Source organism: Streptomyces sp. MBT53, assembly GCF_016654115.1.
GTDB lineage: Bacteria > Actinomycetota > Actinomycetes > Streptomycetales > Streptomycetaceae > Streptomyces.
In genome coordinates this window covers 1-19,766 of sequence record NZ_JAEQAZ010000038.1, presented here as the reverse complement: position 1 = coordinate 19,766, position 19,766 = coordinate 1, and the positions used below count along the sequence as shown (strand labels likewise).

Below are 19,766 nucleotides of genomic sequence, written 5' to 3'. Positions count from 1 at the left end.
TGGTCTCTTCCTACCTTGGTGTCAACCCCAGTCGACACCACAGGAAGCGGAGGGACCCCTCTGTGCCCGACACCCGTGTGCGGCGCCGGCGGCGCTTTCTCGTCTGCGAACCCAGACACTTCGCCGTGCAGTACGCGATCAACCCCTGGATGCATCCCGACACCCAGGTGGACGTCGATCTCGCCCAGGAGCAGTGGCGGACGCTGATCGACACCTACCGCGAGCACGGCCACAGCGTGGAGACCGTGCCCCCGGCGCCCGGCCTCCCCGACATGGTCTTCGCCGCGAACTCGGCGGTCGTCGTCGAGGGCCGCGTCTTCGGCTCGCTCTTCCACGCGCCCGAGCGGCGTCCCGAGTCCGACCACTACGACATGTGGTTCAAGGCGGCGGGCTACGACGTCCACCGTCCCGAGTCGGTGAGCGAGGGCGAGGGCGATCTGATCCCGACCGGCCGTTACGTCCTGGCCGGCACCGGGTTCCGTACGACCCGCGAGGCCCATCGCGAGGTGCAGGAGTTCTTCGGCGTCCCGGTGATCAGCCTGACGCTGGTGGACCCGTACTTCTACCACCTCGACACGGCGCTGTTCGTCCTCGACGAGGACAACATCTGCTACTACCCGGAGGCGTTCTCCCCCGGCAGCCGCGAGGTGCTCGCCCGGCTGTTCCCGGACGCGGTGCTCGCGACCCGCGAGGACGCGATGTCGTGGGGCCTCAACTCCGTCTCGGACGGCCTGCACGTCTTCATCGCGCCCCAGGCCGAGGCGCTGGCCTCGCGCCTCGCCGCACACGGCTACGTCCCCATCCCTGTCGACCTGTCGGAGTTCCACAAGGCCGGCGGCGGCATCAAGTGCTGCACCCAGGAGATCCGCTCATGACCGCACCCGCCAGTGCCCGGACGTCCGCCGACCTCATCCGCGCCGAGGAGCCGGTCCTCGCGCACAACTACCACCCCCTGCCCGTGGTCGTCGCCCGCGCCGAGGGAACCTGGGTGGAGGACGTCGAGGGCCGCCGCTACCTCGACATGCTCGCGGGCTACTCGGCCCTCAACTTCGGCCACCGCCACCCCGCGTTGATCGAGGCGGCCCACCGCCAGCTCGACCGGCTGACCCTCACCTCGCGCGCCTTCCACAACGACAAGCTGGCCGAATTCGCCGAAAGGCTCGCGGAGTTGACCGGCCTCGACATGGTGCTCCCGATGAACACGGGCGCGGAGGCGGTCGAGAGCGGCATCAAGGTGGCCCGCAAATGGGCCTACGACGTGAAGGGCGTCCCCGCCGACCGGGCCACCATCGTCGTCGCGGCGGAGAACTTCCACGGCCGTACGACGACGATCGTCAGCTTCTCCACCGACGAGACGGCGCGGGCGGGCTTCGGTCCCTTCACGCCGGGCTTCCGGATCGTGCCGTACAACGACCTCGCGGCGCTGGAGGCGGCGGTCGACGAGACGACGGCGGCGGTGCTGATCGAGCCCATCCAGGGCGAGGCCGGAGTCATCATTCCGGACGCCGGCTACCTGGCCGGGGTCCGCGAACTCACCACCCGCAAGGGCTGCTTGTTCATCGCGGACGAGATCCAGTCGGGCCTCGGCCGCACCGGCCGCACCCTCGCCGTCGAGCACGAGGGTGTCGTCCCGGACATCCTGCTGCTCGGCAAGGCGCTGGGCGGCGGCATCGTGCCGGTGTCGGCGGTGGTCGCGCGCCGCGAGGTGCTCGGCGTGTTGCACCCGGGCGAGCACGGCTCGACCTTCGGCGGGAACCCGCTCGCCGCGGCGGTCGGAACGGCGGTCGTCGAACTCCTGGAGACCGGTGAATTCCAGCGCAGGGCGGCCGAGTTGGGCCTCGTCCTGCGGGACGGTCTGACCGAACTGGTCGGCAAGGGCGTCGTCGGTTTCCGCTCCCGCGGCCTCTGGGCGGGCGTCGACGTCGATCCGGCCATCGGCACCGGCCGCGAGATCAGCGAACGCCTCATGCGGGAGGGCGTGTTGGCCAAGGACACCCACGGCTCCACGATCCGGCTGGCCCCGCCGCTGACCATCACGGAGGACGAACTCCGGTCCGCAGTGGGCGCGTTGGAGCGGGTGCTGACGCAAGGGGCGTGAGGTGAGGGGTGGTCGGACCGGCGCGGGGAGTCGGTCCGACCACCGGTCCCGACCGCTGGGGGCCTCTGGGGGTTGCGGTGTCGGACCGGACTGCCGGCGCCGGGGTGGCAGGCACCCGGCACCGCTCCTGCTTCCCGATCGCCGACGTCCGCACCTGCTACCCCAGCGCCAGCAGCCATCGTCCGCGCGAGCGACCGTCCGGCAAGGTCACGGGCCTCGGCCGGGATCGCATGGGCGCGCCCGACTCCCGCGCCGAATCGGCTAGTTGTCCACGGCAGACCGCTCCGCCGAAGCACCGGCGTCCGCCAGGGCGGCCTGCGCCAGGAGACGGCGGGCCAGGTCACGGGCCTCGGCCACGGTCAGCGAGGCCCAGAGTCCCGGCTCGCCGCGCACGACCGGACCCACGTCGAGAGTGACCCGGCTGATCGGCCGCTCCGGGAGCGCCAGCAGCAGCCGCTTCACCGCGACCTGCCGACCGCAGGTGGTCACCAACGGCGCTTCACCCGACGGCGGGAGCGGCTCCTGCCCTGACCGAATCATCTCGTCCACGACCCTTCTCTGACATACCCGGCGAGGTACCAGGAGCAGCGCGGAACGGGCCCGGGTTGTTCCCGGCCCGGGCGAGGCGGCCGTAGCGCACCGTATGCGGTCGTACGGCGGACCGTGGCGCTCCCCCACCCCCGGGTGAACCCCGGGCGAATTCTCGCCCGCCCTCCGGTCAGAACAGGGTCAAGGGGCGCGGTGGGGGCCGTGGCGCCCTCATAAGATCGCTGGTACCGCCACCTTTCGTACGACTCCCCCTGGAGGCCCGGCGTGCCCGGAACCGCGCGCGGCGCCGAAGCCGAGACCGAGCCCGGTCCACCGGCGCCCTCGTCGGGCCCTGCGACCCGTCGCCGTACCGCCCTCCTCGCGGCCGGTGCCCTGGTCGCCGTGGCAGCCGGTGTGCTGGCCGCCCGGGGGTCCGGCTCGGACGGCCAGGCCGCTGCCGCCGCCGACGGGCTGCCGCACACCACCGTCGAGGTCGCGACCTCCGGCTGCGGGAGCGGCTGGACACACCCGCAGGCCGGACACCAGGTCTTCGAGCTGCACAACACGTCGAGCACGGCGGCCGAGGTGTATCTGACCGACCCGACGACCGGCGCGGTCTACGGCGAGGTCGAGGGCCTGGCACCGGGGACGGTACGACCGCTCGGCGTGACCCTGGGGAACGGTTCGTACGCCTTCAAGTGTCTGCCCGACGACGCCGACGCCGTGACCGGGCCCACCGTGCGGATCACCGGCTCGAAGGTGAAGAGCGGACCGGCCGCCGTGCCGATCACCCAGCAGGAGCTGATCCCGCCGACGCTCGCCTACCAGAAGTGGATCCAGGCGCGGACCGTCGAACTGGCCCGGAAGACAGACGTGTTGAAGACCGCCGTCGATCGTGGTGATCTCGAGGCGGCCCGCAAGGCATGGCTGCCCGCGCATCTCGTCTACGAGCGGATGGGCGCCGCCTACGGCACGTTCGGTGACTCCGACGGGGCGATCAACGGCACCACGGCCGGGCTCTCCGGCGGGGTGCGTGACGCCGGGTTCACCGGGTTCCACCGGGTCGAGTACGGGCTGTGGCACGGGGAGTCGGCGAGCGAGTTGCGCGGTCCGGCCGATCAACTCGCCAAGGACGTCCACGCGTTGGAGAGCAACTGGCCCAGCCAGCGGATGGATCCGGCCGACACCGGGCTGCGCGCGCACGAAATCCTGGAGAACACGGTGCAGTTCGAGCTGACCGGCCGCACCGACTACGGCAGCGGCACCAACCTGGCCACCGCCCGCGCCAACCTCGACGGCACCCGGGTGCTGCTCGGATATCTGGGCCCGCTGCTGAAGACCCGGGACACGGGCTACGCCGAACTCGGTGACTGGATGGACCGGGCCCAGCACACCCTGGACGGCTTCGACCACTCCGGGAAGTGGACACCGTTGGCTCAACTCACCCGTCCGCAAAGGGAGAAGGTCGACTCCGACCTCGGTGGGCTGGTGGAGCGGCTGGCCGACGTGGCCGCCCTCACGGACGTACGGAGGACCGCGTGAAGCGCGTGAACGAGGTGGGCCGCCGGGGGTTCCTGGCGAGCGCGGCGGCCGTGGCCGGTGCGGGTCTGGTGGCCGCCGACCGGGGTACGGCCTCGGCCGCGACGCCGGAGACCAGTACGCGCGTGCCCTTCCACGGGCTCCACCAGGCCGGGATCATCACCCCGGCGCAGCGCGCCACGGCGTTCGTCTCCTTCGACGCGACCGCCGAGAACCGGGCCGAACTCACCGACCTGCTGCGGACGTTGACCGACCGGGCGCGTTTCCTGACCTCCGGCGGCAGTCCGGAGGATCTGGGCATCACCGCGCCGCCCGCCGACTCCGGCACCCTGGGCCCGGACCTCCCGGCCGACCGGCTGAGTGTCACGGTCGGTGTCGGCGCCTCGCTCTTCGACGACCGCTACGGGCTGGCGCAGCGCGTGCCGCGCCGGCTGACCGCGATGCCCGCCTTCCCGGACGACGACCTCGACTCCGCCTGGTGTCACGGTGATCTGAGCGTGCAGTTCTGCGCCGACACCTCCGACACCGTGCTGCACGCCCTGCGCGATGTCACCCGGCACACGCGTGGGGGCATGCAGGTGCGCTGGCGGACGGACGGGTTCATCAGCCCGCCGCGGCCCTCGGGCACCCCGCGCAACCACCTCGGTTTCAAGGACGGCATCGCCAACCCGGAGGTGACCGACGCCCGTGCGATGAACGACCTCGTGTGGGTGGGGGCCGACAGCGGCGAACCGGCGTGGACGACCGGTGGCAGCTATCAAGTCGTGCGCCTGATACGGATGTTGGTGGAGTTCTGGGACCGGGTCTCCATCACCGAGCAGGAGCGGATGTTCGGCCGCGCCCGGGACACCGGCGCCCCGCTGGACGGACGGCACGAGAAGGACACCCCGAACTTCGCGCAGGACCCGCAGGGCGATGTGATCCCGCTCGACAGCCACATCCGGCTCGCCAATCCGCGCACCACGCAGAGCGCCGACCAGCGCATCCTGCGCCGGGGCTACAACTACGACCGGGGCATGGACAGCAACGGCAACCTCGACATGGGACTGCTGTTCTGCTGCTACCAGCAGGATCTGGCGCGGCAGTTCGCGAAGGTGCAGGAGCGGCTGGCCGGTGAACCGCTGGTCGACTACGTCTCGCCGTACGGCGGTGGCTACTTCTTCGCGCTGCCCGGGGTCCGTGACACCGCCGACTGGCTGGGCCGCAGCCTGCTGGCCTGAGAGCAGGGTCAAGAACAGGCCAACAGACCATGAGAATTTCCTGACCGGGCGTTCGCTCTCGCGTCATTGCCGCTCCCCCGCCCCGCCGTCACCATTGCCGAGGCTACGGCCGTAGGCGTCACGGCCTTGGGTGGCGTGGCAGCGAGAACAGTGCTCCCGGAAGGCGAGACAGCATGATCGGCACAGGAAGTATTCCAGGCGCGCGGCGGGGCCTGACCCGCGTGGGCGCCCTGCTCGGCGCGGCGGCGCTGGCCACGGCGGGCGGGATCGTGCCCGCGGCGGCGAACTCCGGCGGCCACCAGCCCTCCGGCAGCACCCGCACGGCCACCCCGATCAAGCATGTGGTGGTGCTCTACGACGAGAACATCTCGTTCGACCACTACTTCGCCACCTACCCGCAGGCCGCCAACACGGACGGCACGAAGTTCAAGGCCGCGGCGCACACGCCGAAGGCCGACAACCTGCTCAACGCCGGGCTGCTGAAGAAGAACCCGAACCTCTACACGCCCACCCGGCTGAGCAGTTCGCAGGTGATGACCTGCGACCAGAACCACTCCTACGGCCCCGAGCAGTACGCGGCCGACGGCGGCAAGGCCGACAAGTACGTCGAGAACACCGAGGTCAACAAGTGCACCGGCCTGTTCGGTGAGCCCGGTCTGGTGATGGACTACTACGACGGCAACACCGTCACGGGCATGTGGAACTACGCCCAGCAGTTCGCGCTGAACGACCACTCCTTCAGCTCTAACTTCGGCCCCTCGACGCCCGGCGCCCTGAACCTGATCTCCGGTCAGACGCACGGGGTCATATCCGTCGACCCGGCCTCCGGCACCGAGAACCCGAAGCAGACGACGACTCCGGACTCGTACGCCGTGGTCTCCCCGAACGCCAAGGGTGTCGGCACGGTCATCAACGACCCCGACCCGGCCTTCGACGACTGCTCGGACAAGGACCACACGGCGACCAGCGCGCTCGCGGTGATGCAGGGCAAGAACATCGGTGACCTGCTCAACAACAAGGGTGTGACCTGGGGTTGGTTCCAGGGCGGCTTCCGGCCGAGCACGGCGTGGGACGGCAAGAGCGGTGACTACGCCAAGTGCGGGGGCACCACGCACACCAACGTGGGCGGCGCGGCCTCCGAGGACTACAGCCCGCACCACTCGCCGTTCGAGTACTACAAGTCGACGTCGAACCCGCACCACCTGGCGCCGAAGTCGGTCGCCGAGATCGGCCACAACGGGCGTGCGAACCACAACTACGACCTGACGGACTTCGACGCGGCGCTGAAGGCGAACAACCTTCCCGCGGTGAGCTTCCTGAAGGCGGCCGAGTACCAGGACGGCCACGCCGGCTACTCCGACCCGGCCGACGAGCAGAACTTCCTGATCAAGGAGATCAACGCGATCCAGAAGTCGCCGGAGTGGAAGTCGACGGCGGTCGTGATCGCCTACGACGACTCCGACGGCTGGTACGACCACGTGACCTCCAAGGTGCTCAACGGCTCCAAGGACTCCACGGTCGGTTCGAACGGCAAGGCCACCGACAGCCCGGCCTGCCAGTCCGGTCCGGCGGCGAAGGGCGGCTACGCGGACCGCTGCGGCCCCGGCACCCGGCAGCCGCTGCTGGTCATCTCGCCGTACAGCAAGGTCGACAAGATCGACCACACGCCGACCGAGCAGGCGTCGATCACCCAGTTCATCGAGGACAACTGGCACACCGGCCGGATCGGTGACGCGTCCTTCGACCAGCGGGCGGGCACCCTGGGCGGCATGTTCGACTTCAAGCACCCGAACGACAAGCAGGTGCTGCTGAACACGAACGGCTCGGTGCAGTCGGTCAAGCGGATCCCGCACTACTCCCGGACCTCGTCGACGGCCACCACGGCCCCGTACCCGGCGTACGTCCAGGATCTGAAGGCGCAGAACGTCGCCGCCAGCCAGGCCGCGTCCGACACGCCGGCGATCGCGATCGGCGCGGGGCTCGTCACCGCCGCGGGTGCGACCACCGCGTTCGCGCTGTACCGCCGCAGGGCGCGCACCGCGTCCGTGTAACTCCCGGCGGACCGGGGGTAGTTGTTCCGTCCCGAGGGCGGCGAGGAGATCCTTCTCGCCGCCCTCGGCCGTGTCGGCGGCGGGCTGATCGCGACCGGTTCCACGCGAGGGCGGCTGCCTCTACACTGGCAGCCACGAGATGCCGGGTGACCTGCGAGAACAGATCGGTCGAGCCGACCCGCCGGAGTGAGGAGCGACCCCCTTTGTTCTACTACCTCCTGAAATACGTCATTCTGGGTCCCTTGCTCAGACTCGTCTTCCGGCCCCGTATCGAGGGCCTAGAGCACATACCGGAATCGGGCCCGGCGATCGTCGCCGGCAACCATCTCTCGTTCTCGGACCACTTCCTGATGCCCGCCGTCCTCAAGCGCCGGATCACCTTCCTCGCCAAGGCCGAGTACTTCACCGGCCCCGGCATCAGGGGCCGCCTCACGGCGACCTTCTTCCGCAGCGCGGGCCAGATCCCGGTCGACCGCTCCGGCAAGGAGGCGGGCCAGGCCGCGATCCGCGAGGGCCTCGGCGTCCTGGGCAAGGGCGAGCTGCTCGGCATCTACCCGGAGGGCACCCGCTCGCACGACGGCCGCCTCTACAAGGGCAAGGTCGGCGTCGCGTCCATGGCGCTGCAGGCCCGGGTGCCCGTCATCCCCTGCGCGATGATCGGCACCTTCGAGGCCCAGCCGCCCGGCAAGGTCATCCCGAACCTCCACCCGGTGACCATCCGCTTCGGCAAGCCCCTCGACTTCTCCCGCTACGAGGGCATGGAGAACGAGAAGGCCATCCTGCGCGCCGTCACCGACGAGATCATGTACGCGATCCTGATGCTCTCCGAGCAGGAGTACGTCGACCAGTACGCGGCCGTCGTCAAGGCCGCGGAGGCCACCGCGGCGAAGGAACGCAAGTTCCCGCGCCTGCCGCTGAGTTGAGACTCCGTACACGGAAGACATGCCGAGGGGCGGCCGGTTGCGAACCGACCGCCCCTCGTCACATGCGGGTGATGTCTACGGCACCGGCGTCGCGTGCGGGGTGCACGTCACGTCGGACTTGTCCACCTTCCCGGTCAACAGGTAGGTGTCGACACGGGAGTTGATGCACGGGTTGACCAGACCGGTCACACCGTGGGAGCCCGCGTCCTTCTCGGTGATCAGGCGGGAGCCCTTGAAGCGCTGGTGCAGTACGACGGCGCCCTCGTACGGCGTCGCGGCGTCACGCTGCGACTGCACGATGAGCACCGTCGGCAGCCCCTTGCCGGTCTTGACCTCGACCGGGGACTGCTGCTTGACGGGCCAGGTGGCGCACGGCAGGTTCATCCAGGCGTTGGCCCAGGTCAGGAACGGGTACTTCTTGTTGAGCGCCGTGTTGTCCTTGTCCCACTTCGCCCAGCTGGTGGGCCACTTGGCGTCGGTGCACTCGACGGCCGTGTAGACGGCGTTGCCGTTCTCCGAGCTGATGTTGCCCGCGGTGTCCGACATGTCGGGCGAGGCCGCGTCGATCAGCGGCTGGGGGTCACCGGCGACGTACTTGCTGAACGCGGTGGCGACCGGCACCCACGAGGAGTCGTAGTACGGGGCGCCCTGGAAGAAGCCGAGCAGCTCGGCCGGACCGACGACCCCGCCGAGCGGGCTCTTCTTCGCGGTGGCACGCAGCTGCAGCCACTTGGCCTGTACGGCGTCGCGCGTGGTCCCCAGGTGGAAGGCCGCGTCGTTCTTCGCGACCCAGTCCTCCCAGTCCTTCCAGCGGCCCTCGAAGGCGACGTCCTGGCCGAGGTTGGCCTCGTACCAGATGTTGTCGCGCGCCGGGTTGACGACACTGTCGACGATCATCCGGCGGACATGGCTCGGGAACAGGGTGCCGTAGACGGCGCCGAGGTAGGTGCCGTAGGAGACGCCCAGGTAGTTGAGCTTCTTCTCGCCGAGGGCGGCGCGGATGACGTCCAGGTCGCGCGCGGTGTTCGGCGTGGTCATCTGCGCGAGCATGGTGCGGCCGGTGCGCTCGGCGCAGCCGTCCGCGTACTCACGGGCCAGCTTGCGCTGCGCGTTCTTGTCGGCCGTGGAGTCCGGTACCGGGTCTGCCTTGGGCGCCTTCACGAACTCCTGCGGGTCGATGCAGGAGATGGGCGCCGAGTGGCCGACACCGCGCGGGTCGAAGCCCACGAAGTCGTACGCCTTGGACGTGTTGACCCACAGCGGGTTCTTGGTGGTGACCCGGAGGGGGAAGCGCATGCCGGAGGCGCCGGGACCGCCGGGGTTGTAGACGAGCGCGCCCTGGCGCTCCGCCGCGGTGCCGGTGCTGACCGCACGGTCGACGGCGAGCTTGATCTTCTTGCCGTTGGGCTTGGTGTAGTCGATCGGCACGGTGACCCAGCCGCACTGGACCGGCTTCGCGAAGCCCCAGGCAGTGGGGCAGTCCTGCCAGTCGATGCCGGCCTTCGCGGCGCGGGCGGCGGTGAGCGCGGCACCCTTCGCCGCACTGTCCTGTCCGTGGGCCGCCGCCTGGTCGGTCTGCGCGTTGGCCGTGGGCGCCGCCACGGCGCCGGCTATCAGAGCCGCCGCGGCGAACCCGGCCGAGCCGAACGCCGTGACGCGGCTCCTCGGTCTGATGAACCTCAAGTGGGCCCCTCCCCGTACATAGTTGCGAAATGGTCTCGGGGGATCCTCCCGGCTGTGAGGTGTCTGAGGACAGAGTCTGTTGACCTTCTTTACCAATCCGATAAGCGGAAACCCACGTACCGCTCAGCGGATACTCATCCCAGCGACACCAAGGCCTCGTCCAGCACCCGCCGCAGCCTCAGCCCGTCGGCCGCGACAGCCGTCACCAGCACGGCGGGCCCGGCCAACGGCGCCAGCGCGGCACACTCCCCCAGCATCCGCGCCACAGGCGGCTCCTGGGTGAACTCCGGCCGTACGACGACTAGTTGACCCACCGCGCGATGTCCCGCGAGCACGGCGGGCCCGTCCCAGCCGCCCGGCGCTCCGGGGCCGCAGGCCAACTCCTGGTCCAGTACGGTCCGTCCGCCGATCCGCAGCGTGAGGCGGCTGGTGAGCCGTCCGGGCTCCTCACCGGCCCGCCCGAGCACCTGCTCCTCGCGCAGCACGAGACGCGCGGAGCCGGCAAGGTCGACACGGGTCGTGACCCGCAGATCACTGCCGCACACGGAGATCAACTGCTCGGGCAGCCACTCCAGTTCACCGCCCTCGCCGACCCCGAGCCGCACGTCGTACCGCGACTCGCCCTTCGCCTGCCCCGGCAGCGCGATGGTGGCGGCGGCCGACCCGACCCGCAACCGCGCCCCGCTCTCCACGTCGGCCTCGACGCCGAAGTGATCCCCTCCCAACGGCCCGCTCATCGCCCCGACCAGCATGACCCGAGCCTCGGAACCGGTGGCACGGATCCGGCGCAGCGCGAGCGGCCCGTCGCCCTCCAGCACGGGCAGCGCGGTGCCGCCGCGCCCGTCGTCCCGGGCCACGATCCGCGCGGTGGCCCGAACGCCGGTAGCGATCACGCCGCCCACGCGGCGAGCTGCTGCCGCACCCAGCGGGCGACATCCCCGACCCCCGCCTCGGTCCGCAACGACTGGAAGACAACGGGCAGTTCGGCCCGCTGAGCCTTCGCATCGGCGGCCATCCGCCCGAGATCGGACCCCACGTACGGCGCGAGGTCGGTCTTGTTGACGACGAGCAGATCGGCGGTCGTGACCCCGGGCCCGCCCTTGCGCGGGATGTCGTCCCCACCGGCGACATCGATGACAAAGATCTGTGCGTCGACGAGCCCCTTGGAGAAGGTCGCGGTGAGATTGTCCCCACCGGACTCGACGAGGATCAGATCCAGCGGCCCCACCTCGTCCTCCAGATCCTCGACCGCTTCGAGGTTGGCGGAGATGTCGTCCCGGATCGCCGTGTGCGGACAGGCCCCCGTCTCCACGGCGGTGATCCGCTCGGGCGGCAACACGGCCTCCCGCAACAGGAATTCGGCGTCCTCACGGGTGTAGATGTCGTTGGTGACGACAGCGAGGGACAACTCGTCCCGCAGGGCCCGGCACAGCGCGGCAACGGTAGCGGTCTTACCGGAACCGACGGGCCCACCGAGCCCGATACGGAGGGCACGCCGATTCCCGTCGGGCCGGTGAGCATCGGCGCTGACGGCGGCGGGGCCGTCGTGGGTGTGGTCGAGGTGCATGGGGCGGCTCCTTCTGGGTTTCTACGGGGCTATACGGGGTCTTGTGACGCGGGCCGGCACCATCCAGCCCGTCCGGCGTTTGAGGACGAGGCCGTCCAGGCCGAAGCGGGGGTCTGGGGGCGCAGCCCCCAGGGACGATGGGGGTCCCCCCGCTCGAGCGAAGCCGAGAGTGGGGGAGGGTAGGGGCGGCGGGGGCGAGAAACCCCCTACGACGCGAACAACCGAACAGCCCAAGCCGCATGCGCCTCCGCCCCGATCTCCAGCAACGGCGCAGACGCACAAGGCAGTTCACCGACACCGTGATCCACCACACGCCCGGCCGCCTCCACCGCCCGATCGACGACAAGGTCCACCTCCGGCGCCAACCGCGCCAGCACCGCCGTAGCGTCGAACGGATCGAGACTCAGCAACCGCACCGTCGCGGACGCGGGCCCACTCACACTCTCGTAGGCCGCGCAGTACGCCGCTTCCTCCGCCCCCAGACCGGCCGCCCGAGCGACCAGCCCCAGCACCACGGGCTGATGCGCGCCCTTCGGGAACTCCCGCGCCAGCGCGTCGAGTTCGGCGGACGGCCAGGTCGCGCGAGCGGCCCGCGTCAACTGCCGCCCGAGCTTCCGCGCAGCGGTCCGCAACGCGGGCGAGGGCGTCCGCGCGTCGGCCGCAGCGTCCAACTCCACGGGATCGACGCCGAGTACGGCCGCAGCCGCCAACGATGCGGACACTACCCCGGCCGTGTGCAACCGCCCCCGGCAGAAGTCACCGAGACTGGCCGCCCCGGTGACCCGCCCGGCCTTGACGGCAGCTTCCGCCCCGCCGGAGTGCGCGTGCCCACCGGCGGGAAAGCGCCCGTCGGCGAGGACCAACAACGCTCCCCTGCTCATCGCGACCCCTTCATCAGAAGAGGAAGTACCGCTGAGCCATGGGCAGTTCGGCGGCCGGAGTCGCCTCGACGAGCTCCCCGTCGATGTGCACGGCGAAGCTGTCGGGGTCGACCTGGACGCGCGGCCGGGCGTCGTTCTCCCGCATGTCCGCCTTGGTCACTCCACGCGTGGACTCGATGGCGACGAACTTCTTGCCGAGGTCGAGCCGTTCGGGCAGCCCGTCCTCGATCGCCAACTGCGCGACGAAATTGAAGGAGTTGGAAGCGGGAGCCCGCCCGATCGCCCCGAACATAGGCCGCGGCAGGATCGGTTGCGGAGTCGGGATGGACGCGTTCGCGTCGCCCATCTGCGCGTAGGCGATCTGGCCGCCCTTGATGACGAGGTGCGGCTTGACGCCGAAGAACGCCGGTTCCCACAGCACGAGGTCGGCGAGCTTGCCGCTCTCGACGGAGCCGATCTCTCGGGCGAGGCCCTGCGCGAGGGCGGGGTTGATCGTGTACTTGGCGACATAGCGCCGTACGCGATGGTTGTCCGCGCGCCCGTCACCCGGCAGCGCCCCCCGTCGCCGCTTCATCACATGGGCTGTCTGCCAGGTCCGCAGGATCACCTCGCCCACGCGCCCCATGGCCTGGGCGTCGGAGGAGATGATCGAGATGGCGCCGAGGTCGTGGAGGATGTCCTCCGCGCCGATGGTCGAGGGGCGGATGCGGGACTCGGCGAAGGCCAGGTCCTCGGGGACGGCCGGGTTGAGGTGGTGGCAGACCATCAGCATGTCGAGGTGTTCCTCGGCGGTGTTGACGGTGTAGGGCCGGGTCGGGTTGGTGGAGCTGGGCAGCACGTGCGGCTCGGAGACCACGGTCATGATGTCCGGCGCGTGCCCGCCGCCCGCACCCTCGGTGTGGTAGGCGTGGATACCGCGTCCGGCGATCGCGGCGAGGGTGTCGCCGACGAACCCGGCCTCGTTCAACGTGTCGGTGTGGATGGCGACTTGGACGCCCGTGCGGTCGGCGACGGTGAGCGAGGCGTCGATGACGGCGGGGGTCGAGCCCCAGTCCTCGTGCAGCTTCAGCCCAAGGGCGCCGCCCCTGATCTGGGACAGCATCGCGTCGTGCGAGACGGTGTTGCCCTTGCCGAGGAAGCCGATGTTGAGCGGGTACTGCTCCATCGCGGCCATCATCCGGGCCAGATGCCAGGGGCCGGGGGTGACCGTGGTCGCCTTGGAGCCCTCGGCGGGACCGGTGCCGCCGCCCACGAGCGTGGTGACTCCGGCGGAGAGCGCCTCGTCGGCGATCTGCGGGCAGATGAAGTGGACGTGCGCGTCGACGGCACCGGCCGTGAGGATGCGGCCGTTGCCGGCGATGACCTCGGTCTCGGGGCCGATCACCAGGTCGGGGTGGACGCCGTCCATGGTGTCGGGGTTGCCGGCCTTGCCGATGCCGGTGATCCGGCCGTCGCGGATGCCGACGTCGGCCTTGACGATGCCCCAGTGGTCGATGACGACGGCACCGGTGATGACGGTGTCGGGGGTGCCTTCTGCGCGCGTAGCGCGGGCCTGGCCCATCGACTCGCGGATGACCTTGCCGCCGCCGAACACGGCCTCGTCACCGGCGAGTCCGGGACCGCCGCTGCGGTCCTCCTCGATCTCGATCAGGAGGTCGGTGTCGGCGAGCCGGATGCGGTCGCCGGTGGTCGGTCCGAACAGGTCCGCGTACGCGGCGCGGGAGATCTCAGGCATCGAGGGCACCTCCGGTCTCCCCGCGCAGTCCGGGCACGACACGGGCGCCGGCGAGCGGGACGAGTTCGACGTCGACGGGGATCCCGGGCTCGAAGCGCACGGCCGTACCGGCGGCGACGTTGAGCCGCTTGCCGCGGGCGGCGGCGCGGTCGAATGCGAGCCCGGGGTTGGCCTCGGCGAAGTGGTAGTGGGAGCCGACCTGGACGGGTCGGTCGGCGGCGTTGAGGACGGTCATCGTGGTGACCTCGCGGCCCGCGTTGTAGACGATCGGGTCGTCCGCGAACAGGATCTCGCCGGGAATCATCGAGGCCTCCTACACGATCGGGTCGTGGACGGTGACGAGCTTGGTGCCGTCCGGGAAGGTCGCCTCGACCTGTACGTCGTGGATCATCTCGGGGATGCCCTCCATGACGTCGTCCCTGGTGAGCAGCTTGCGCCCGGAGGACATCAGCTCGGCGACGGTACGGCCGTCACGGGCGCCTTCGAGGATGTGCGACGTGATGAGGGCGACCGTCTCGGGGTGGTTGAGCTTCAGTCCACGGGCCCGGCGCTTCTCGGCCACGTCGGCTGCCACATGGATCAGCAGCCTCTCTTGCTCGTGCGGGGTCAGTTGCACGCTCCCACCTCACAGTCCTCGCTCCGGACCGTGCGGGGTCCGGCTGCCGTAGCCCCCGGTCAAAGTCCCTGGTGGCGTGGATCGGCAGGCTAGTTGGACCGAGTTTCAAGCAAGTTAACCGAGCTGTGATCAGGACAATCACATCTACGCCCGTAGAGCCGCTCCTCGACCGCGCGACTAAGAGGGGTTCGGGCCCCGGTGCTCGGCCGCGATGCCGAAGCGATGGTGTTCGCGGGGAGCGGACGCGACCTCGTGGACGCGCGAGACGGAGCTGATCACCGGCTCGTCGGCGTTCGCGTCGAGCTTGTCCAGCCGGTCGAGTTCGTCGAGTCGCTCCAGGTCGGCGGCGGAGACCAGCGCGACAAGGGGCTTGCCGTGCCGTGTCACGACGACGCGCTCGCCGCCGTACACCACCCGGTTGATCAGGTCGGCGAGCTCAGCCCTGGCTTGCGTCACCGGAATCTCGTAGGCCATACCCCCATCATAACGTCATGTACGTCCTGTACATTTCTTACAGATACCGAAGGAGGGGCACCCATGACCCGACCGTTCGCCCGCCATGTCCTGCCCGAATTCACCGAGCGCACCAGCTCCGGGTACCGGACCCTCGATCCGTACTCGAAGCTGCTGGAGGAGCGGATCGTCTTCCTCGGGACGCCGATCGACGACATCTCGGCGAACGATGTGATGGCCCAGTTCATGCACCTGGAGTACCTGGCGCCGGACCGGGACATCTCGCTGTACATCAACTCGCCCGGCGGCTCGTTCACCGCGATGTCGGCGATCTACGACACGCTGCGGTACGTCACGTGCGACGTGGAGACGATCTGCCTCGGCCAGGCCGGCACCAGCGCGGCGGTGCTGCTGGCGGCGGGCACACCGGGCAAGCGGTCGGCGCTGCCGGGCGCGCGGGTGGTGCTCCGCCAGCCCTCGCTGCCCGAGCCGGTCCAGGGTCAGGCGAGTGATCTCGCCATCCAGGCCGAGGAGTTGGCGCGTACCCGGTCCCGACTGGAGGCCGTGCTCGCCCTGCACACGGGCCGGACGGTGGAGCGGGTGGGCCAGGACATCGAGCGGGACCGGATCATGGACGCCCAACAGGCCCTGGAATACGGCCTGGTGGACCGGATCGTGTCGACCCGCAAGACCTCGCTCACCGAGTACGGCGGGGAGTGAGCCGACGATGCTGCCGCCGGAGCTGCCACCGCTGCCCGCACTGACGCGTGCCGAGGGCGAGTTGATCGACCGTTATCTGGATGTGGCCGACCTGCTGGGCCGTATCAACCCGGCGCACCACGGGGACACGTACCGTGGACTGCGGGCCGCCCAGGCACTGGTGGCCAAGGCCACCGAGCTGAGGGACGCGCTGGCGCTGATGCACCAGCGGGGCGAGACCGAGCTGCACGCCCCCACGCTCGCGCGGGCGCTGCGCGTGCTGGACGGGGAGCGCCGCACGGCTCGCGTCACGATCCCCGCGCCCTCCGACAGTTGACGGACCCGGAGCCATGACGGCCGGGGGCGAAACGGGCCGAACGACGTACCCCCGATCGGTGTAGTCGCCGCTCCGCCCATGCGGCCGTCCGGGTTGCGCAACACGCGTAGCCCGAGGGGCGGGTGAGGTGTTCCGGCGCTGGTCCGGGGGTCATGCGCCCTCGACACGCCGTCGAACACCGTCGCGTTCAGCCGAACGGGTGAGTGGTGAGTAACCCCACAAATCCCCGATTCCGTTGGGCTTTTCGGACATTCATAGGTGAAGATCCCTGTCTGACGACAAGACCCCGCCGCAGCGGCGGGGCGATCCGGGCGGACGCCGAGTCCTGCCGCCACCCGGATGACAGGTCGACAGGATTGCATCGGCAGGAGTGGAGGACCCAAGCACGACGGGTCGCCGGGACGGTCACGCCATGACCGGGTCGAGCAGCCCTTGGGGTGAAGCCGCGAGTGTGCGGCCGGGCAACTTCGCCAGCCCGAATCCGACAGGTCATCCTTCACAGGCGGCTGACGAAGGGTTGCGCATGACTGCGCTCAATCGTGTCCCGTCGCTGATGGTCCGGGCCGGTACGGCTTCGGCCTTCGCCATCGCCGCCGTAGGCGGTTCCGTCGTGATCCCCGGCGTCGCGTCCGACGCCGCTGCCGCGACACCCGCGACGAAGGCACTCCAGGTCGCGGCGTCCAAGAAGGGCGCCCCGTACAGGTACGGGGCCACCGGACCGGGCCGCTTCGACTGCTCTGGGCTCACGTTGTACTCGTACAAGAAGGCAGGCAAGAAGCTGCCCCGTACGGCGGCCCAGCAGTACAACAAGACGCACCACATCTCGGCCGGCAGCCGCAAGGCCGGGGACCTCGTCTTCTTCCACTCGGGCTCCAGCGTCTACCACGTCGGCATCTACGCCGGCGGGGGAAAGATCTGGCACGCCCCGAAGACCGGGGACGTGGTGCGGTTGCAGAAGATCTGGACCAAGAGCGTCTGGTACGGCCGGGTCAGCTGACTCGTGCTGAATACCCCGAGGGGTGGCGGTCTCCTGACGGACCGCCACCCCTCGGGTGTTTCCGGAGGCGTTCAACACGCCGCTCTACGGCTCCTGTTGGCCCGCCGCGGTCACCGGGCGGGCCGGGACCGTCCAGGGCACCTCGATGGAGACCGTCTTGCCGCCCTCCAGGGTGGGCCGGACCCTGAGTTTGCCGCCGCACTCCGCGGTCAGCCAGCGGATGATGACCATGCCCCGGCCGTTGTCCTGCTGGACGGCGGCCGGCAGGCGTTTCGGGAAGCGGGGATGGCTGTCGGTGACTCCGATGCGCAGCTGTTCGTCACGCTCCAGCTCGATGTCCACCGTGAAGGTGGGTGACTGTCCGAAGGTGTGCTGTACGGCGTTGGTGGCGAGTTCGGAGACGATGAGGCGGATGGTGTCGGCGACCTCCGTGTCCGCAGGCAGTCCCCATTCCACGAGGGTCCCGACCACGTAGGAGCGGGCGGTGGAGACCGAGGCGGGATCGCTCGGCAGAGTGACGGATGCTTCCAGATGGTCTGCCATGGCGCGGTCGTCCCTTTCCCGCGGGACCGGTGTCCGACACGGAGCGGATGGTTCGAGTACGGTCCCGGACTGGTGCTTCTTCGCCAGACTGCCATTACCGCGTCGCCAACGGTGCCGATCCACCAAGATATGCATATATCTGTCGCTCAAAGCGGTGAACTCTGCGAACCCAGACTCTATTTGGGCGGCTCGGAAGGAGTAAGGAGAAACCCATGCAGTACGGTCCCGCGGTGCGCCGCCGGAAACTGGGCGCGGAACTCCGCGCGTTGCGTGCGGATGCGGGGCTCACCAGCGGTGAGGCGGCCCGGCTGGTCGGTTGGCACCAGTCGAAGGTGAGCCGCATCGAGACCGGCGCGAGTGGCGTGAAACCGCCCGACGTCCGGTTACTCCTGGACGCCTACGAGGTCGGCGACGCTCAACTCCGGGACATGCTGCTCGTGTTGGCGGGCTCCGACGACGGGGGCGGCCGGCACCACTGGTGGCACGCCTATCGCGGTGTACTGCCGCCCGCCTACCGGGACTTCATCAGTCTCGAGTCACAGGCCAGTACGATCCGCACCCTGGAGACCTCGGTGGTCCCCGGGCTGCTGCAGACACCCGAGTACGCCCGTGCGGTGACCCGGGCCGCCGTGGGAGGCCTCGACAACGACGGGCCGGAGCGGCTCGACGCGCTGGTGCAGGTGCGGCTGGCCCGGCAGGACATCCTGCGGGCGGATCCGCCGCTGGAACTGAGCGTGGTCCTCGACGAGGCGGTGGTACGCCGGGAGGTCGGCGGGCCGGGTGTGATGGCACGGCAGCTGGAGCGGCTCGTCGAGGCGGCGCATCTGCCCCAAGTCCGGCTTCAGGTCTTGCCGTTCGCCGCAGGAGCACACATCGGCATCACCGGTCCTTTCGTTATCTTCTCCTTTCCGAGCACTTCTGATCTGGACGTGGTTGTTCTAGACCACTTGACGAGTAGCCTCTACCTCGAACGGAAAGAAGACCTAGAGGCCTACAGCGAGGCCTTCAACACCCTTCAGTTCCACGCCCTTTCACCCGAGGACTCGTTGGACTACATCGCCGGGATAGGTGACGGCTCGTAAGGAGGCACCATGTCTGCACTGCCTCGGAACGTACCTTCCAGTACCGATCTGTCCGGAGTGCGGTGGCTGCGCAGCAGCTACAGCACGGGAGCGAACAACTGCGTCGAGGCGGCCCGTCCGCGCTCAGGCCCCCACGCGGGGCTGCTCGCCGTACGCGACTCGAAGGAACCGCAAGGACCCGCCCTGCTCTTCTCCCCCGAGAGCTGGACGGGCTTCCTCACCGCGTTCCACTGATCGGTTCCCCCGTCAGCGGCACACGACCGTGTCACGCCGACTCATGGTCGCGTCTCGCCGATCACACGTACAGCGCGTTCGATCTCGGCCCCGGAGAGGTCCGCTCGGGCGGTCAGCCTGAGCCGTGAGATGCCGTCGGGCACGGAAGGAGGACGGAAGCAGCCCACGGCCAGCCCTGCCGTACGGCAGTCGGCCGCCCATTGCACGGCCGCCTCCGGGGACGGTGCCCGCACCGACACCACCGCGGCGTCCGGACGTACCGCTTCCAGACCCGCGGCGGTGAACCGTGTGTGCAGCTCACTCGCCACGGCGCGCGCCCGGGCCGCCCGCTCGGGCTCGCGCCGCAGCAGGGTGAGACCGGCCAGCGCCGCGCCCGCCGCCGCGGGTGCAAGACCCGTGTCGAAGATGAAGGTCCGCGCCGCGTTGACCAGATGGTCGATCACCCGGGCCGGCCCGAGCACGGCACCGCCCTGGCTGCCCAGCGACTTGGACAGGGTGACCGTCACGACCACGTCCTCGGCGCCCGCGAGCCCCGCCGCATACGGCGCCCCGCGCCCGCCCTCGCCCATCACCCCGAGCC

General features: G+C 69.9%; 22 protein-coding genes and 1 riboswitch. Of the genes, 11 read left to right on the top strand and 11 right to left on the bottom strand.

Annotated features, from left to right (window positions below; all coding sequences use genetic code 11):
• Window positions 1–62: 62 nt before the first annotated feature.
• Together ddaH and rocD are read left to right on the top strand one after the other, a co-directional pair.
• Complete coding sequence (gene ddaH / locus JHN45_RS16410; protein WP_201049519.1) at window positions 63–875, top strand: dimethylargininase; 813 nt, start codon at window positions 63–65, stop codon at window positions 873–875.
• Window positions 872–2,098: an ornithine--oxo-acid transaminase gene (rocD, locus tag JHN45_RS16405; protein ID WP_201049518.1), complete on the top strand. Its 1,227-nt coding sequence runs from the start codon at window positions 872–874 to the stop codon at window positions 2,096–2,098. The genes ddaH and rocD overlap by 4 nt, the downstream gene beginning before the upstream one ends.
• Window positions 2,099–2,359: 261 nt before the next feature.
• Here the strand turns inward: rocD and JHN45_RS16400 are convergent, their stop codons facing one another.
• Window positions 2,360–2,638, bottom strand: coding sequence for a hypothetical protein (locus JHN45_RS16400; RefSeq protein ID WP_234468658.1), 279 nt, complete (start codon window positions 2,636–2,638; stop codon window positions 2,360–2,362).
• Between the two features lie 273 nt (window positions 2,639–2,911).
• Between JHN45_RS16400 and JHN45_RS16395 the strand changes: the two genes are divergently transcribed.
• The 4 genes from JHN45_RS16395 to JHN45_RS16380 all read left to right on the top strand — a co-directional run bounded on the left by JHN45_RS16395 (window position 2,912) and on the right by JHN45_RS16380 (window position 8,359).
• Window positions 2,912–4,168 carry an EfeM/EfeO family lipoprotein gene (locus JHN45_RS16395; protein ID WP_201049517.1) on the top strand — a complete coding sequence of 419 codons (1,257 nt, stop codon included), beginning with the start codon at window positions 2,912–2,914 and terminating at the stop codon, window positions 4,166–4,168.
• Window positions 4,165–5,385 (top strand): iron uptake transporter deferrochelatase/peroxidase subunit, encoded by a 1,221-nt coding sequence (gene efeB, locus JHN45_RS16390; protein WP_201049516.1) that lies wholly within the window; start codon window positions 4,165–4,167, stop codon window positions 5,383–5,385. Before JHN45_RS16395 ends, efeB begins: the two co-directional genes overlap by 4 nt.
• A gap of 173 nt (window positions 5,386–5,558) precedes the next feature.
• A complete protein-coding gene (locus tag JHN45_RS16385) occupies window positions 5,559–7,436 on the top strand; it encodes a phospholipase C (RefSeq protein ID WP_201049515.1) in 1,878 nt (625 codons plus the stop codon).
• A 203-nt stretch (window positions 7,437–7,639) separates the two neighbouring features.
• A complete protein-coding gene (locus JHN45_RS16380; protein WP_201049514.1) occupies window positions 7,640–8,359 on the top strand; it encodes a 1-acyl-sn-glycerol-3-phosphate acyltransferase in 720 nt (239 codons plus the stop codon).
• A gap of 75 nt (window positions 8,360–8,434) precedes the next feature.
• Here JHN45_RS16380 and JHN45_RS16375 read toward each other — a convergent pair whose 3' ends face one another.
• The 8 genes from JHN45_RS16375 to JHN45_RS16340 form a co-directional block, all read right to left on the bottom strand.
• Window positions 8,435–10,042: an alpha/beta hydrolase gene (locus tag JHN45_RS16375; protein ID WP_201049513.1), complete on the bottom strand. Its 1,608-nt coding sequence runs from the start codon at window positions 10,040–10,042 to the stop codon at window positions 8,435–8,437.
• 134 nt (window positions 10,043–10,176) lie between these two features.
• Entirely contained in the window at window positions 10,177–10,935 is a 759-nt protein-coding gene (locus JHN45_RS16370) for an urease accessory protein UreD (protein WP_201049512.1), read from the bottom strand.
• On the bottom strand, window positions 10,932–11,609 hold the full coding sequence (gene ureG / locus JHN45_RS16365) for an urease accessory protein UreG (protein WP_200713083.1): 678 nt from the start codon (window positions 11,607–11,609) through the stop codon (window positions 10,932–10,934). The genes JHN45_RS16370 and ureG overlap by 4 nt, the downstream gene beginning before the upstream one ends.
• A 206-nt stretch (window positions 11,610–11,815) precedes the next feature.
• Window positions 11,816–12,490: an urease accessory protein UreF gene (locus JHN45_RS16360; RefSeq protein WP_201049511.1), complete on the bottom strand. Its 675-nt coding sequence runs from the start codon at window positions 12,488–12,490 to the stop codon at window positions 11,816–11,818.
• Between the two features lie 13 nt (window positions 12,491–12,503).
• On the bottom strand, window positions 12,504–14,225 hold the full coding sequence (locus JHN45_RS16355; RefSeq protein WP_200716605.1) for an urease subunit alpha: 1,722 nt from the start codon (window positions 14,223–14,225) through the stop codon (window positions 12,504–12,506).
• A complete protein-coding gene (locus tag JHN45_RS16350; RefSeq protein ID WP_200716606.1) occupies window positions 14,218–14,529 on the bottom strand; it encodes an urease subunit beta in 312 nt (103 codons plus the stop codon). Before JHN45_RS16350 ends, JHN45_RS16355 begins: the two co-directional genes overlap by 8 nt.
• 9 nt (window positions 14,530–14,538) lie before the next feature.
• The gene (locus tag JHN45_RS16345; RefSeq protein WP_201049510.1) at window positions 14,539–14,841 is read right to left on the bottom strand and encodes an urease subunit gamma; all 303 of its coding nucleotides are present in this window, start codon (window positions 14,839–14,841) and stop codon (window positions 14,539–14,541) included.
• 177 nt (window positions 14,842–15,018) lie between these two features.
• Window positions 15,019–15,315, bottom strand: a complete 297-nt coding sequence (locus JHN45_RS16340; protein WP_200716608.1) for a type II toxin-antitoxin system Phd/YefM family antitoxin — start codon at window positions 15,313–15,315, stop codon at window positions 15,019–15,021.
• A 63-nt stretch (window positions 15,316–15,378) separates the two neighbouring features.
• Between JHN45_RS16340 and JHN45_RS16335 the strand changes: the two genes are divergently transcribed.
• From JHN45_RS16335 to JHN45_RS16325, 3 genes are all read left to right on the top strand, one after another.
• Entirely contained in the window at window positions 15,379–16,014 is a 636-nt protein-coding gene (locus JHN45_RS16335; RefSeq protein ID WP_200716609.1) for an ATP-dependent Clp protease proteolytic subunit, read from the top strand.
• A 7-nt stretch (window positions 16,015–16,021) separates the two neighbouring features.
• Window positions 16,022–16,330: a hypothetical protein gene (locus tag JHN45_RS16330; RefSeq protein ID WP_200716610.1), complete on the top strand. Its 309-nt coding sequence runs from the start codon at window positions 16,022–16,024 to the stop codon at window positions 16,328–16,330.
• Between the two features lie 338 nt (window positions 16,331–16,668).
• Window positions 16,669–16,850: riboswitch (cyclic di-AMP (ydaO/yuaA leader) on the top strand.
• A gap of 3 nt (window positions 16,851–16,853) precedes the next feature.
• A complete protein-coding gene (locus tag JHN45_RS16325) occupies window positions 16,854–17,327 on the top strand; it encodes a C40 family peptidase (protein ID WP_200716611.1) in 474 nt (157 codons plus the stop codon).
• An 84-nt stretch (window positions 17,328–17,411) separates the two neighbouring features.
• On the opposite strand, the gene JHN45_RS16320 is transcribed toward JHN45_RS16325, so the two are convergent.
• Window positions 17,412–17,870, bottom strand: a complete 459-nt coding sequence (locus tag JHN45_RS16320) for an ATP-binding protein (protein WP_019070948.1) — start codon at window positions 17,868–17,870, stop codon at window positions 17,412–17,414.
• 212 nt (window positions 17,871–18,082) lie between these two features.
• Here JHN45_RS16320 and JHN45_RS16315 point away from each other — a divergent pair, with 212 nt between their 5' ends.
• Together JHN45_RS16315 and JHN45_RS16310 are read left to right on the top strand one after the other, a co-directional pair.
• On the top strand, window positions 18,083–18,952 hold the full coding sequence (locus JHN45_RS16315) for a helix-turn-helix transcriptional regulator (RefSeq protein ID WP_200716612.1): 870 nt from the start codon (window positions 18,083–18,085) through the stop codon (window positions 18,950–18,952).
• Window positions 18,953–18,961: 9 nt separating this feature from the next.
• Window positions 18,962–19,186, top strand: coding sequence for a DUF397 domain-containing protein (locus tag JHN45_RS16310; protein ID WP_200716613.1), 225 nt, complete (start codon window positions 18,962–18,964; stop codon window positions 19,184–19,186).
• 41 nt (window positions 19,187–19,227) lie between these two features.
• On the opposite strand, the gene JHN45_RS16305 is transcribed toward JHN45_RS16310, so the two are convergent.
• Window positions 19,228–19,766, bottom strand: a 539-nt coding sequence (locus JHN45_RS16305; RefSeq protein WP_201049509.1) for an aminotransferase class I/II-fold pyridoxal phosphate-dependent enzyme, incomplete at its 5' end; no start/stop codon positions are given.

Coding starts and splice junctions, on each gene's coding strand:
- rocD (WP_201049518.1), top strand. CDS start 872: ATGACCGCACCCGCCAGTGCCCGGACGTCCGCCGACCTCATCCGCGCC.
- JHN45_RS16400 (WP_234468658.1), bottom strand. CDS start 2,638: ATGATTCGGTCAGGGCAGGAGCCGCTCCCGCCGTCGGGTGAAGCGCCG.
- JHN45_RS16385 (WP_201049515.1), top strand. CDS start 5,559: ATGATCGGCACAGGAAGTATTCCAGGCGCGCGGCGGGGCCTGACCCGC.
- ureG (WP_200713083.1), bottom strand. CDS start 11,609: ATGCACCTCGACCACACCCACGACGGCCCCGCCGCCGTCAGCGCCGAT.
- JHN45_RS16360 (WP_201049511.1), bottom strand. CDS start 12,490: ATGAGCAGGGGAGCGTTGTTGGTCCTCGCCGACGGGCGCTTTCCCGCC.
- JHN45_RS16355 (WP_200716605.1), bottom strand. CDS start 14,225: ATGCCTGAGATCTCCCGCGCCGCGTACGCGGACCTGTTCGGACCGACC.
- JHN45_RS16350 (WP_200716606.1), bottom strand. CDS start 14,529: ATGATTCCCGGCGAGATCCTGTTCGCGGACGACCCGATCGTCTACAAC.
- JHN45_RS16340 (WP_200716608.1), bottom strand. CDS start 15,315: ATGGCCTACGAGATTCCGGTGACGCAAGCCAGGGCTGAGCTCGCCGAC.
- JHN45_RS16335 (WP_200716609.1), top strand. CDS start 15,379: ATGACCCGACCGTTCGCCCGCCATGTCCTGCCCGAATTCACCGAGCGC.
- JHN45_RS16330 (WP_200716610.1), top strand. CDS start 16,022: ATGCTGCCGCCGGAGCTGCCACCGCTGCCCGCACTGACGCGTGCCGAG.
- JHN45_RS16325 (WP_200716611.1), top strand. CDS start 16,854: ATGACTGCGCTCAATCGTGTCCCGTCGCTGATGGTCCGGGCCGGTACG.
- JHN45_RS16320 (WP_019070948.1), bottom strand. CDS start 17,870: ATGGCAGACCATCTGGAAGCATCCGTCACTCTGCCGAGCGATCCCGCC.
- JHN45_RS16315 (WP_200716612.1), top strand. CDS start 18,083: ATGCAGTACGGTCCCGCGGTGCGCCGCCGGAAACTGGGCGCGGAACTC.
- JHN45_RS16310 (WP_200716613.1), top strand. CDS start 18,962: ATGTCTGCACTGCCTCGGAACGTACCTTCCAGTACCGATCTGTCCGGA.